The organism is Mesorhizobium sp. M1295 (assembly GCF_040318135.1).
Lineage (GTDB): Bacteria > Pseudomonadota > Alphaproteobacteria > Rhizobiales > Rhizobiaceae > Mesorhizobium.
Genome location: NZ_JAMYLU010000031.1, coordinates 1 through 13,114, shown reverse-complemented (window position 1 = coordinate 13,114; position 13,114 = coordinate 1). Strand labels below are relative to the sequence as shown.

Sequence of the window (13,114 nt, the reverse complement as noted above, 5' to 3'; positions counted from 1 at the left end):
CATGGCAACCTCCTCCCTAGAGAAGCCCCAACGCTCGGACAACAAGGCGGTTCCGCAAGACGCCGTATCCGCCGCGCTGACAGGTTCTAGTTGGTTTTGGGGGCAGCGGGTGCCGGCACGTCGGACTTCTGCTTGCAGCCCTTCAGCCAGATATCATAGACGGCGTGCTCGACGGCGTTGATCCCGGGGCTTTCGGCAAACATCCAGCCGGTGAAGATACGGCGGATTTTCCGGTCGAGCGTGATCTCGTCGACCTCGACGAACGAATCCGTCTTCGGCTCTTCGTTTTCCGGCCGCGAATAGCAGATGCGCGGCGTCACCTGCAAAGCGCCGAATTGCACCGTCTCGTCGATATAGACGTCGAAGGTGATGATCCGGCCGGTGATCTTGTCGATGCCGGCGAATTCAGCGACGGGATTGGTGATGCGCTCGGATACTGCGGGTGCTGCGGGTGCTGCGGGTGCCACCGACGCGTCCGGCGCAGGCGGCGCCAACTCCTGCGCAGCAGCAAGCGCCACCATAGAAGCGAGAACGACCGCGGTTGATCCGCCCGTCAAAATTCGGCTGAACATGCTCATGCAAGGTCCGGTGGTTTGCGCCCGGGTGATTCTCTTAACGCCAAGGCTAGTTGCTGCTGTCGGATCAGCAAACAGCTAAACAGCAATTGTGGCGACAAAGGACCGCGCCCGTGGGGACGGTGCCTGTGGGAACCGCGCGCGTGTCGCGGCGATCGATCACGAACCGGGCGTCCAGGCGTCGTAGTCGCCCGTCACCTGCGGACGATGCTGGTTGGTCAGCACCGAGCCCTTCGGGCGATAGGCTGCGGGGCTGCCGGTGAGGTTCGGCACATGCGGCTTTTGCCAGTCGCGGGGCTTGTAGTCTTCCGTTGGCGGCGCAACGTCGACACGGTGATGGATCCAGCCATGCCAGCCGGGCGGAATCGCCGAGGCTTCCGAATAGTCGCGGTAGATGACCCAGCGGCGGGTGCGGCCTTCCGAATCGACGCCGCCCTCGTAGTAGACGTTGCCGACCTCGTCCTGCCCGACCATCTTGCCGTGCCGCCAGGTGTGGAAGCGCGTTCCCAGCGTCTGGCTGTTCCACCAGGTGAAAAACTGCAGAAGGAAAGTTTTCATCCAAATCCTCGTGGCAAGTCCTTGTAGCAAGTCCTCGCGGCGCCTGTTCCTGCTTATGGCGTCACGGCATTGCGAAGGCAAGGGTCTTGCCGCAACCGACGAGCAAATGGCTGGCGGGCAAACTATACGTTCATGCGATCCTCGCGTCCGCGCGAAGCAGATGAAATGGGTTGTTGGCAACCTTACGCAGCGTTATTCTAGGAATTGATGCTTCGTCGCCTCAAGGGCGGCAAATGAGAGGGGCTCATGTCATCGCTGGCGGGCACGGCCGGTCGCGCATTGCCGCAGGTCGTTGAGGCGATCTACGATTCGATTGCCGACGTCGGCCGCTGGCAAGCGACACTCGAGGCCATCTGCAGCCTGGCGGAAGGCCAGCTTGCCATGCTCGCCGTCATCGACACGATCAGCAGTTCCGCGCGGTTTTCGGTGTCTTGCGGCGATCCCGCAGTTCTTGAGCCGTTGAAGCATGACTACGGCTCGCAAGTGCCGTTCTATGCGGCGGTTCCCAAGATGGAGATCGACGTGCCGTTCACTGTCGATTCGATCTACGCCCTGCAAGGTCCAGATACGCGACAGAGATGGCTCGAAAGCCGCATCGTGCGCGAATGGGTGCAACCCAACCGGCTGGACGATTTCTTCTGGGTGGCGTTGATGAAGCGGCCGACCCGGATCGGCACGCTGATGGTGGTTACCGACAAGGACAGGCGCCAGATTTCCAGCGAGGACCTCGAGCTTGTCTGCCTGCTGGCGCCGCATGTGCGGCGCGCGGTGACCATCGGCGACCTGTTCGAGGCGGAGCGGCGCAAGGCCGAAATCTTCCGTTCCATCATCGAAAGCCTTGACCATCCCGTGCTGATCGTCGCCGAAGACATGACCATCATCTTCGCCAACCCGACAGCCGAAGCGCTGCTCGCCGAAAACATCTCGGTCGCTTGCGTGCGCGGACAGCTTTCCTTCACCTATTCCAACGCCAATGCCGCGATCGGCCGTGCCGTCCAGCTCGGCACGCGCGACGAATTCGCGCTCGGACCTTGCGGCATCAACATTCCGCTGGCCAAGACGGCCGTTCCGGCGGTGGCCCATGTGATGCCGCTGGCGCGGCGTGAAATCTCGGCGCGTATCTCGCAGCGCGCCGCCGCGGCTATCTTCATCGCCGCGGCCGGTTCGGCACCAATCCCGGCGCTGGACGCCATTGCGGCGCTGTTCGGACTGACCGCGGCAGAAAGGCGCGTCGCCGGTCATGTTGCCGCCGGCCTGACGCGAAAGGAAATCGCCGCGGCCGGCGGCGTCTCGGACGGCACCGTCAAGTCGCAGCTGGCGACGATCTTCGACAAGACCGGTACCGGCGATCAGCGCGAGCTCGAACTCTTGATGCGCGAATTGTCGCCGCCGTTGCGCTCCAGTTGATTTGCGCAGATCCCCCGGACCGGCCGTGGTCCAAAAGGCTCGGCCGGTAAGTTTTCCAAGCCTTTAAGAACATCATCCGCAAAATCTGCAAAACGAAACCGGCATCGTTGCAATTCGGCCAAAATCATGGTGCGGTCGTTCGCGGTCCAGAAACGCGGCACTATGCTCGGCTGGAAAGAAAATGGTTTCTGGCGCGGATCTCGATCTTTGATACCGACATCTACCGAGCGGCTGCTCCCCTACCTTTTCCTGCTTGGGCTGATCGTCATCGCGGTCGCTTTCCGGCCACTGCTGCCCGTCGACGAAACGCGATATCTCAGCGTCACCTGGGAAATGTATCTGAGCGGACAGATCTTCGTCCCGACGATGAATTTCGCGCCCTATCTGCAGAAGCCGCCGCTGCTGTTTTGGCTTATCGACCTTGTCTGGACCGTTTTCGGCGCCAGCCGGCCGGCGGCGATGCTGGTCATCTTCGCCGCCTCCTCACTCGTCATCTGGCTGACGACGGCTTTGGCAAGGACCCTGTTTCCCGGCCGCGACGACATCGCACGGCGCGTCCCCTGGCTGGTCGCCGGAAGCAGCGTGTTCGTCATCTATTCGACGCTGATCCTGTTCGACCTGTTGCTGACGGTCTTTGTGCTCGCCGCGCTGTTGTCGTTGATTGCCTTTGCCCGGAGCGGCGACCGCTGGCACGCCGTTCTGGCCGGGCTGTTCATCGGCATGGGCGTGCTGACGAAAGGCCCGGTGGTGCTCATCCATATCGGCGCGCCCATCCTGTTCTACCCGTTCTGGCGCGACCGGCGGGCGGGACTGGCGACACCGAACTTCCTCGCTGGAGTGGGCCTGGCAGTGCTCGCCGCGCTAATTCCGGTGGCGATCTGGCTGGTGCCGGCGACCATTCTGACAAAGGGCAGTTTCGTCTATGATCTGGTCTGGAACCAATCGGCGGGGCGCGTCACCGGCAATTTGCGCAATTCGCACGGCCGGCCGTTCTACTTCTATCTGCTGCTGCTGCCGGTCATGTTCATGCCGTGGATTTTTATACCCGAGGTATGGCGATTGAAGCTGCGCACGCGGATACGCAGCCTGATCGAGACGAAGTCGCCCGATCTGCGCGCCTTGCGCTTACTGTCGTTCTCGTTCGTTGCCGTGTTGCTGGCGTTCAGCGCGATATCCGGCAAGCAGCCCCACTATGTCGTGCCGATGTTGCCGTTCGTGACCATCCTGTTCGGGTATTTCATGGCGGAGATCCCGCTCGCCAGGCTGAAAAGCTCGGCCGTCGTCATGCTTGTCATTTTCGGCATCGGCCATGCGGTGGCATCGGCAACCGCGTTCAAACGCTATGACCTGACGCCGCTCGCCAACTTCGTCGACGAGCGAAAGGATGCGGACTGGGCCGTGGCTTTCGACTATCAAGGCGAAGTCGGCTTCCTGGCCCGGTTGCAAAAGCCATTCGAAACCACCGACAAACCGGAAGAATGGCTTGGCTCGCATCCCAGCGGCTATGTCATCGACAAGGTTTCCAAGGATCCCGGCACCGCAGGGCAAATCGCGTTCCGGCTTCGCGTCGAACGCGGTTATCTCGTCGTGCTGAAGGGACAGCATTGACGGTCGTCACCGGTACGCGAATTCATCTCCCGCGCGGGAGATGAAGGCGTTGCTGCTCCGTGGTTCCATCGCTCGATAGAACCGGGAGGTATTCATGCGCAAGCTCATCTCGACAACGCTTTTTGTCTTATCGCTCGCTGTGGCCGGCCTTGCTGCCGATCCGGCATGGAGCTTCAAATGTCAGTCGGGTACGATCGGGCAAGGCAGTTGCTCCTGCTCCGGGACCGCCGACTGCACCGACATGCGGCATTCCAAAATGTGCAAGGGCGACCTGAACTGCGGTTCGGGCAAATGCTCCTGCACGGCCGCATTGGTAGTCGACCCAGGTCCGAAAACCCCCAAGCCCAAGGTCGTCGCGCCGAAGGCGACGACCAAAGGCGTCGTGAAGCAGTAGCCATCCAATCCGAAAGGACGGCGGCTCGACGTCGCTAGGCCCGCCCGATGTTTTCGCGGTTCATCCCCCGTGCGGGCGATGAACCGCCATCGGACAAATGCTGCTGTCTAGCCGGAGGGTGGTTTCCAACGACAGAGCGAGGATACCATGTTGAAAACCTGCACGATGCTGTTCTTCGGTCTGATGGCGGCCACCGCGGCCGCCCAGCCGCCGCCTTCGGGGCCGCCGGTTCCCAGTGCGGCACTTGCCCCATGCAACCCCACACAATCGAACAGGCCCTGCAAAGCCGAACTCGGCGTGTTCCTGATCACCAACACCGTCCGCAACCTGGCGCAAGCCAAGGTCGACGCCACCAACGCACAGCTAGCCGCCCAGGGACGATCATCGCGCGCATCGATCGAATCGCTGAAGCAATGGCGGCCGTCGCGCTTTGCGACGCAGATGCTGAACCAGCCGAACAGCTGGTTTGTCAAAGTTCCCTATATCCTCACCATCAAGGTCTCGATCCCGGTGACGTCCGACCGTCACATCGGCATTCCCATAGACGTCAACGTCTTCTGCAGCCGCTGGCAGACAGATTCCAGCCAGGTCATCATCCGCTCGCAACCCGGCCCGGCGAGTTTCGAAGGCGGCAACATCCTCGAAGATGTTTTCAACATCGGCAGCTACATCGATGCCCAGGTACGCAGCTCGTTTTCGGCACCCCTGCCGGTGACGACGCCGGTTCCGAATTCGAAATGCTCGGCAATCGACGGATCCGATGCCGGCACGCAAGCGACCGGCGACGATCTCATCTTCTGGACGGTGCCGCGACGCAACCTGATTGTGACGGACGCCATAGCCAAGCCGACGGTTGAAGTGACCTTCGACAGCCTCACACGCCTGGCAGCCCGCGACTTCCACAACAATGTGGTCTATGCGGAATCCGAGGCCATTAACCTCAACGTCTACGCCAATGAGGACGGCCTTCAGAAGGCGCTGACGATGCGCGAAGGCGACGTGGCTGCGCTGAACCTTCCCGCACTCAGGCTCGACGCGCGAAAATACGACTCGCTGGTCGTCATCGGCAATGTCGACCAGCCGCCGAACGATCCCAGAGACAGCGCCTTCGCGGTAGCGGCCAAGACTGCGGGATTCGGTGCCGGTTCCAAGATCATGCAGATCCCGAAGTGGTATTCGAGGCCTCCGGACCAGTTCAATCACAAGCCTACATGGATCAGAGTTCCGGGCTACGAGCTGCGCTATACGGTGCGCTATCTCAACAGCGGCGGGCTGGCCGTCGGCGGTGGAGCCAGTACGGTCCGGCCACCAAAAGTCGCTGTTCCGATAAAGAAGCTCATCAAGCCGAAAACGCCCTGACGCGGCCACTCGCGGATGACGGCGGCGGTTCGGACCGCCGCCGCCATCCCCCGCGCGGCAGATGCGGCAGCGCCTGCTTCATGGCCTGATCCTGCGGGAACAAACGCGCCGCTTCGCCACGAGCGAGCGGCGCCATCGATGGAGACAAACGATGCTGCACCTTCCCCACACCATGCCTGCCGCCCGGATCATTGCGGCAATCTCACTGCTTGCTTTCCCGAACTTCGTGCCGCCGGTCACGAGCCCGGCGAACGCGCTGCCGGTCAGCCAATCCTGCCGGATCACCACCTATTACAAGACGGCGGCGAAGGCGACGGAGGTTGGCGTGCGCTCGACGTGCCAGGGCGTCAAAAAATGGGGTGTCACCTCGAAATATTACGATGTCGAAAAAATCGAAGCCGCTACGCCCCCGCACACGTCGGGCGGCGGCGGCAGCCTACCGTGCGAGTTTCTCGCTGCCGGCTGCTCCAACCTGCCTGTGAAACGCAACTGAGCGTCAGGCGAACGAGCTAGCCGATCGCCTTCTCCAAAACCAGCGCCGGCAACCCTGTGGCGCCGCCGCAATCGGCCGTGTTGCCGGCGGGCAAGAACCCTCTCGAGCGGTAGAAGGCGATGGCCGGGGCATTTGCTTCCTCGACCTCGACGCGTAGCGTTCGGGCCTCCGGAAAGCTGGCCTCGATCTCGTCCAGCAGCGCCTGGCCGATGCCTTGCCTGTGCCAGGCCGGATGCACGTAAAGCTGGTTCAGCATGACGATCCTGGCATCCGTGGTGGCGGCGGCGAAAGCCATGCCGCCGATGCTTTTGCCGTCGTCGGCGACCAGGAACTCCGAGTTCGGCCGCGTCAGCCGTGCTTTGAGCGCGGCGATCGAATGCCATTCATCGGTGATTTCGGTAACCCGCGCCGCGCCGTGGATGGCGTCATAGGTGGCATGCCATGTCTCGATCAGCAATGCGCGCACCGCCGCCAGATCGCGCTCGCCGGCGGTGCGGACGAACATCCTACTCGATCCCGAGCTTGGCCTTGACCAGCTCGTTGACCGCCTGCGGATTGGCCTTGCCGCCGGTTGCCTTCATCACCTGGCCGACGAACCAGCCGGCCATGGTCGGCTTGGCACGCGCCTGCTCGACCTTGTCCGGGTTGGCCGCAATCACCTCGTCGACCGCCTTTTCGATGGCGCCGGTATCGGTGACCTGCTTCATGCCACGGCTTTCGACCAGCTGACGCGGATCGCCGCCCTCGTTCCACACGATCTCGAACAGATCCTTGGCGATCTTGCCGGAGATGGTGCCTTCCTTGATCAGGTCGATGACGGCACCAAGCTGGTCGGGCGAAACAGGAGCGTTTTCAATATCCTTGCCGGCCTTGTTCAAGGCCCCCAGGAGGTCGTTGATGACCCAGTTGGCGGCGAGCTTGCCGTCGCGCCCAGCCGCCACCTTCTCGAAATAATCGGCGACCGCCTTTTCCGATACCAGGATCGAGGCATCGTAGGTCGACAGGCCAAGCGACGAGATCAGCCGCGCCTTCTTGGCGTCGGGAAGTTCCGGCAGGTCCTTTGCCAACTCATCGACATAGGCCTGGTCGAATTCCAGCGGCAGAAGATCGGGATCGGGGAAATAGCGGTAGTCATGCGCTTCTTCCTTGGAGCGCATCGAGCGCGTCTCACCCTTGTTGGGGTCGAACAGCCGTGTTTCCTGCTCGATCCTGCCACCGTCCTCGAGGATGGCGATCTGGCGGCGCGCTTCATAGTCGATGGCCTGGCCGATGAAACGGATCGAGTTGACGTTCTTGATCTCGCAGCGCGTGCCGAATTCGCCGCCGGGCCGGCGCACCGAGACGTTGACGTCGGCCCGCAACGAGCCTTCGTCCATATTGCCGTCGCACGTGCCGAGATAGCGCACGATGGTGCGCAGCTTGGTGACATAGGCCTTGGCTTCATCGGCGGAGCGCATATCGGGCTTCGAGACGATCTCCATCAGCGCCACGCCGGAGCGATTGAGATCGACATAGGACATCGTCGCATGCTGGTCGTGCATCGACTTGCCGGCATCCTGCTCCAGGTGCAGGCGCTCGATGCCGACCTCGATGTCCTCGAATTCGCCCTGCCGGTCCGGGCCGACCGAGACGATCACCTTGCCCTCGCCGACGATCGGCTGCTTGAACTGCGAGATCTGGTAGCCCTGCGGCAGATCGGGATAGAAATAGTTTTTCCTGTCGAAGACCGATTTGTGGTTGATCTCAGCCTTCAGGCCCAACCCGGTACGGATCGCCTGCTTGACGCATTCCTCGTTGATGACCGGCAGCATGCCGGGCATCGCCGCGTCGACCAGGCTGACATTGGCATTGGGCGCGGCGCCGAAAATGGTCGAGGCGCCGGAAAACAGCTTTGCCTGCGAGGTCACCTGCGCATGGACCTCGAGGCCGATGATGATCTCCCAGTCGCCGGTGGCGCCGGGAACCAGGCGCTTGGCGTCGGGCGTGCGGGTATCGATGAGGGTCATAGTGGCCTGCATAGTGGAATTGCGGATATGCGAGAACGCATATTTTGATGTGCAACTTCGCTAGTGCAAACCGCCAAGAGAGACAAGCGCAAAGCCGCGGGCGCCGACGCGGCACAGGCCCGCACCTGCCGCGATGGACTGCTATAGCAGCTTGAAAAAATTCAATGGCCGGCAACCCGGCCGCCCTCACCTATGCCGTGGCGATATAGGCCCTGATTTCCTCGGCCTCGCGCTCGACGTCCTCGATGCGCCGCTTGACCACGTCGCCGATCGACACGATGCCGTCGAGCAGCCCGTTCTTTTCCACCGGCAGATGGCGGAAGCGGCCCTTGGTCATGATCTCCATGACCTCGTTGACGGTGTGGTTCTCATTGCAGATCTTCACCTTGGGCGTCATCGCCGAGCGGATGGCAAGGTCGAGCGCCGCCGCCCCCTCCTTGGCGAGAACCCGCACCACATCGCGCTCGGAAAGAATGCCGACGATCTTGTGATCGCCGTTGGTGATGACCAGCGCGCCGATCCTGTGTTCGGAAAGCATGCGGATGGCTTCGCTGAGCTTTTCGTTCGGCCCGAGCGTCACCACGTCGTGGCCTTTTGCCTCGAGAATTGCCTTAACAGTCATGACGTCCTCCTCTGCATTTCCTGCCGGCTCCTGCCTTGGCCGGCTTTCCCTAGTATGAACATGGTGCGCCGCGATCGGTTTCATTTCAAGTGCGGAGGTCTCAGGTGTCCGGCTCGTCCGCCTGTTGGAGCGCCTGCTCTCGCCGATCGAAGAACCGCAGGCCGAAGAAGCCGGCAAGAAAGCCGCCAATATGGGCTTCCCAGGCGATCTGGCCGTCAATGCCGGGCGCCAGGCCGAAGAGGCCGGTCGCCAGGTTGATCACCATCCACATGGCGAGAAAGGTGACGACGCCGCGCGAGCGCAGCACCGCCGCCATCGGCAAAGGCTGGCCGGCGAAGGCGGCCTTGCCCGACGAGCGGTCGATGCGGAAGCCATAGCGCGCCGCCGCACCCATCATGCCGGAAATCGCGCCGGAGGCGCCGACCAGCGGCGCTTCGCCAAGCGGATGCATGGCCCAGAACAGCGCCACCGCCGCCAGTCCGGTCGCGGCGAAGAACAGGCTGAAGCGCAACGCGCCGAAGCGGTTGGCCAGCGGTGAGCCGAAGGCCGCGAGCCACACCATGTTGATGGCAAGATGGGCAAAACCGCCATGCAGAAAGGCATAGGTAAAAGGGCTTGAAAACGCGAAGAAATCCAGGTCGAAGCGGCCGGAATAGCGGATCGGCACAAAGGCTGCCCGGACAAGCAGTTCGAAGTCCTGGTCGTCGGTCAGCCAATAGACCCGGATCAGATGGACGGCGACGCAGATGCCGATCACCGCCAGCACCACGGGCGGCAGGTTGAACACCGGTTCACGGCGTTGCTCCGGTTCGCGGGCGGCAGGCCCACTCTCGCCCTGCTCGATCTCCGGTGGGCTTTCTGGGTCGCTCATATGGCTTGCACTCAGTCGCTGGATTGGACTTCGCGAGCATGTAGATCACGGCCAACCGAATCACAAACGGCGAATCAGCAGCTCCGAATCAAAAAAGAAGCCGTCCAAGGTTTCCCTTGAACGGCTGGTCGAGCCCCCTTGCTCCCCCTGAACTCTTGACTGAAGTGCTGCCGATCGTCGCAAAACGACCGCTTCTGGAGTGGTTTTGGTGTGCCACAGGCCTGGCCGGCGCGCAACGTAAACCAGTTGTTAACCTTAACCGCCCCGACCCGTGAACAAGTATTAACGATGCTGGCACGCATCCTGCTCCGCAACGCATGTAGGTCTTCGGAGGGCGCCCTTCTGTTCACCGATGGGACATCAGAAGACAGAATGCGCGGAGCAGCATTAGCATGAACCAGACCGGATCGATCACGCTGTTCCATTATTGGAACCGATTGCGTGACGGACGCCCTGCCCCGAAGCGCTCGGAAGTCGAACCGGCCGACATCAAGTCGCTGCTGGCCGACACGTTCATCCTGGAAAAGGACACGCGCGGCGAAGCGGTGTTCCGGCTGGCCGGCACCAGGCTTTGCGCAGTCTATGGCCGTGAACTCAAGGGGTTTTCATTCCCTTCGCTGTGGCGCGAGAAGGACCAGCGGCTGATCTCGAAGCTGACCGATGGCGTCTTCGACCTGAAATCGGTGGTGCTCATCACCTATGAGGGTTTCAGCCGCAACGGCCGTTCCAACAGGTTCGAGCTGCTCGCACTGCCGCTCGACGGCGGTGTCGAGAGTCCGCGTTGCCTCGGTGTGATAAGCGCCGTTGAAAAGCCCTTCTGGCTGGGTGCCGACCCGGTTCTCGACGCGTTGATCGATTCGATCCGTGTCGTCGATCCCGACAAGGAGCCGATGTTCCTGAAGAACCGGCCGGCGATAGAGGTCCCCTCGCTCGCCCCATCGGAATTCGACCCGCCCGAGACGATTTCGGCGCTCGGCCAGGCCCGCCGCATCCGTCACCTGGTCGTCTTCGACGGCGGACGCGAGGAATGATGCCCAAAGCTTAAAGCAACAGCGCCGGGCTTTCCCCTTTGTTAACCTGCTTTGTTGTAGTTTTCCGCTGAAATTCCCCGCATCCATGCGCGGAATGCCGAAGGGGTATGGCAGTCATGAGGTCAGCGGCGGTCGACCATGCGCCGTCCCAAGCTGAAAGGCGTAACTTTCAGCGCGTCCGCGTGAAGATTTACGGACGCTTCATGCTGGAAGACCGCACCGAACATCCCTGCCAGGTGGTCGACATGTCGCCCGGCAACGTTTCACTGCGCACCGAGCGTGCCGGCCTGCCGGGTGAAAAGGTCATTGCCTATATCGATCACATCGGCCGAATCGAGGGCGTCATCACCCGCACTTTGCAGGATGGCTTTGCGATGACCGTCATCGCGTCGGACCGCAAGAGGGACAAGCTCGCCGCGCAACTGACCTGGCTTGCCAACAAGCACGAGCTCGACCTGCCGGAAGACCGCCGCCATGAACGCGTGGCACCGCGCAACCCGACGAGCGTGCTGCAACTTGCTGACGGACGGCAGTACCAGTGCCGCATCATCGATCTGTCGCTGTCGGGCGCCGCGATCGAGATCGACGTCAAGCCGGCCATCGGCGTCCAGGTAACGCTGGGCACCATGCGCGGCCAGGTGGTGCGCCATTTCGAAGATGGCGTCGCCATCGAGTTCGCCGTCATCCAGCGGCCGGAAACGCTCGACACCGAATTCAGCTCGCCGCGCGGCTGACGCGAAAGTTTTAGCACCATCGCGAAGGATCGCCATCCTAGCTGTTCGAACGGTGCGACGAAGCATGGGAATGCACCCGGCTAGAATCCTTAAATAATTCTATACTAAATTGCATCCAATTTTATGTTTATTCTACTGGCGTTTTACTTAATGTCTACTTCGCGCTTTTGCGTCAAATAAATCCAGCCGTGTCATTGTCTCCTCAAACGGGGAGACTGAATAATGAAAAAGACGAGGGGCAAGCTGTTGCTGGCGGCAATAGCGATGCAGCTTTTCGGCTGGGGGACTGCAAACGCGGCGGAGCCGGCCTTCATGCACACCGGCGGTCGCACCACGCAGCCGGTCGGTCACTACGAATTGTGCCAGCAGCTTCCGCAGGAATGCAATCAGAGGACGCCGAACCGGGCACCGGTCGAGCTCACCCGCAAGCTGTGGGCAACGATCGTCAAGATCAACAATTCGGTCAACAGCAAAGTGGCGCCGCGCACCGACATGGAAATGTGGGGCAAGGAAGAAGTCTGGTCGTTTCCCAAAGGCTTCGGCGACTGCGAGGACTATGCGCTGGAAAAGCGCCGCGAACTGATGAGCATGGGCGTGCCGGCCGGCGATCTGCTGATGACGGTGGTGCGCCAGCGCAACGGCGACGGCCATGCGGTGCTGACCGTGCGCACCAGCCTTGGAGAGTTCATCCTCGACAATCTCCAGCCCAAGGTGCTGTCCTGGACCAAGACCAGTTACACCTACCTGAAGCGCCAGTCCGACCGCAATTCCGGCGCCTGGGTAACGATCAACGACGGCCGCTCCGACGCGGTCGCCAGCGTCCGCTGAGGACGCGACGGAAAACCCGGTCGAGTCCCCACCCTCCCCGTCCCCAACGACCGGGTTTAGGAGCCGGCCCCGTCCCCGGGCCGGCTCCACCATTTCTGGGCTTGCGATAGGCGGCCTTCACTGCCTGGCGCTAGACCTTCTTCAGCCCCGCCCTGAACCGCCTCCCATTGGCGACATAATGCGCGGCCGAGGCGGGTAGCCTCGCGATTGCTGTCTCGTCGAGCGTCCTGACGACGCGCGCGGGCGAGCCGACGATCAGCGAATTGTCGGGGAATTGCTTGCCTTCGGTGACCAGTGCACCAGCCCCGACCAGCGAGTTGTTACCGATCTTCGCGCCGTTCAGCACGATGGCGCCCATGCCGATCAGGCTGTTGTCGCCGATCGTGCAGCCATGCAGCAAGGCACGGTGGCCGATCGTGCAGCCTTGGCCGACGGTTAGCGGAAAGCCGGCGTCGGTGTGCATGATGGTATGCTCCTGCACGTTGGTGTCGGCGCCGATGACGATCGGCTCGTGGGGGGCGCGGGGGCCGGCCGCGCACCAGCAGCCCGGGGTTGGGGCGGGGCGGGTTTTTGCGCTGAGCGGGGGGGGGGGGGGGCTGCCGGTTGGGGGGGGGGGGGGGGAGGGGGG

The 13,114-nt window shown here is 62.2% G+C and carries 15 protein-coding genes; 8 read left to right on the top strand and 7 right to left on the bottom strand.

The window, feature by feature from the left end:
- Nucleotides 1-86: 86 nt before the first annotated feature.
- Both NKH29_RS28995 and NKH29_RS28990 read right to left on the bottom strand, forming a co-directional pair.
- Complete coding sequence (locus tag NKH29_RS28995) at nucleotides 87-578, bottom strand: DUF2155 domain-containing protein (RefSeq protein ID WP_352484552.1); 492 nt, start codon at nucleotides 576-578, stop codon at nucleotides 87-89.
- Between the two features lie 156 nt (nucleotides 579-734).
- Nucleotides 735-1,133 carry an NADH:ubiquinone oxidoreductase subunit NDUFA12 gene (locus NKH29_RS28990; RefSeq protein ID WP_352484551.1) on the bottom strand — a complete coding sequence of 133 codons (399 nt, stop codon included), beginning with the start codon at nucleotides 1,131-1,133 and terminating at the stop codon, nucleotides 735-737.
- Between the two features lie 246 nt (nucleotides 1,134-1,379).
- On the opposite strand from NKH29_RS28990, the gene NKH29_RS28985 reads away from it, so the two are divergent.
- From NKH29_RS28985 to NKH29_RS28965, 5 genes are all read left to right on the top strand, one after another.
- Nucleotides 1,380-2,540 carry a helix-turn-helix transcriptional regulator gene (locus NKH29_RS28985; RefSeq protein ID WP_352818020.1) on the top strand — a complete coding sequence of 387 codons (1,161 nt, stop codon included), beginning with the start codon at nucleotides 1,380-1,382 and terminating at the stop codon, nucleotides 2,538-2,540.
- Nucleotides 2,541-2,747: 207 nt separating this feature from the next.
- A complete protein-coding gene (locus NKH29_RS28980) occupies nucleotides 2,748-4,148 on the top strand; it encodes an ArnT family glycosyltransferase (RefSeq protein ID WP_352484549.1) in 1,401 nt (466 codons plus the stop codon).
- A 94-nt stretch (nucleotides 4,149-4,242) separates the two neighbouring features.
- Complete coding sequence (locus NKH29_RS28975; RefSeq protein WP_352484548.1) at nucleotides 4,243-4,542, top strand: hypothetical protein; 300 nt, start codon at nucleotides 4,243-4,245, stop codon at nucleotides 4,540-4,542.
- Nucleotides 4,543-4,689: 147 nt separating this feature from the next.
- Nucleotides 4,690-5,901, top strand: a complete 1,212-nt coding sequence (locus NKH29_RS28970; RefSeq protein ID WP_352484547.1) for a hypothetical protein — start codon at nucleotides 4,690-4,692, stop codon at nucleotides 5,899-5,901.
- 151 nt (nucleotides 5,902-6,052) lie between these two features.
- A complete protein-coding gene (locus NKH29_RS28965) occupies nucleotides 6,053-6,394 on the top strand; it encodes a hypothetical protein (RefSeq protein WP_352484546.1) in 342 nt (113 codons plus the stop codon).
- A 16-nt stretch (nucleotides 6,395-6,410) separates the two neighbouring features.
- Here NKH29_RS28965 and NKH29_RS28960 read toward each other — a convergent pair whose 3' ends face one another.
- From NKH29_RS28960 to NKH29_RS28945, 4 genes are all read right to left on the bottom strand, one after another.
- On the bottom strand, nucleotides 6,411-6,899 hold the full coding sequence (locus NKH29_RS28960) for a GNAT family N-acetyltransferase (RefSeq protein WP_352484545.1): 489 nt from the start codon (nucleotides 6,897-6,899) through the stop codon (nucleotides 6,411-6,413).
- A gap of 1 nt (nucleotide 6,900) precedes the next feature.
- On the bottom strand, nucleotides 6,901-8,400 hold the full coding sequence (gatB, locus tag NKH29_RS28955; RefSeq protein ID WP_352484544.1) for an Asp-tRNA(Asn)/Glu-tRNA(Gln) amidotransferase subunit GatB: 1,500 nt from the start codon (nucleotides 8,398-8,400) through the stop codon (nucleotides 6,901-6,903).
- Between the two features lie 190 nt (nucleotides 8,401-8,590).
- Complete coding sequence (locus NKH29_RS28950) at nucleotides 8,591-9,022, bottom strand: CBS domain-containing protein (RefSeq protein ID WP_023717464.1); 432 nt, start codon at nucleotides 9,020-9,022, stop codon at nucleotides 8,591-8,593.
- Between the two features lie 100 nt (nucleotides 9,023-9,122).
- Nucleotides 9,123-9,893: a rhomboid family intramembrane serine protease gene (locus tag NKH29_RS28945; RefSeq protein ID WP_023717463.1), complete on the bottom strand. Its 771-nt coding sequence runs from the start codon at nucleotides 9,891-9,893 to the stop codon at nucleotides 9,123-9,125.
- Nucleotides 9,894-10,285: 392 nt separating this feature from the next.
- On the opposite strand from NKH29_RS28945, the gene NKH29_RS28940 reads away from it, so the two are divergent.
- The 3 genes from NKH29_RS28940 (at nucleotide 10,286) to NKH29_RS28930 (ending at nucleotide 12,486) form a co-directional block, all read left to right on the top strand.
- Nucleotides 10,286-10,924 carry a PAS domain-containing protein gene (locus tag NKH29_RS28940; protein WP_023717462.1) on the top strand — a complete coding sequence of 213 codons (639 nt, stop codon included), beginning with the start codon at nucleotides 10,286-10,288 and terminating at the stop codon, nucleotides 10,922-10,924.
- A 116-nt stretch (nucleotides 10,925-11,040) separates the two neighbouring features.
- On the top strand, nucleotides 11,041-11,658 hold the full coding sequence (locus tag NKH29_RS28935; RefSeq protein ID WP_352484542.1) for a PilZ domain-containing protein: 618 nt from the start codon (nucleotides 11,041-11,043) through the stop codon (nucleotides 11,656-11,658).
- 222 nt (nucleotides 11,659-11,880) lie between these two features.
- A complete protein-coding gene (locus tag NKH29_RS28930; protein ID WP_352484541.1) occupies nucleotides 11,881-12,486 on the top strand; it encodes a transglutaminase-like cysteine peptidase in 606 nt (201 codons plus the stop codon).
- A gap of 130 nt (nucleotides 12,487-12,616) precedes the next feature.
- Here NKH29_RS28930 and NKH29_RS28925 read toward each other — a convergent pair.
- A partial coding sequence (locus NKH29_RS28925; RefSeq protein WP_502911312.1) for a gamma carbonic anhydrase family protein occupies nucleotides 12,617-13,114 on the bottom strand: 498 nt, incomplete at its 5' end.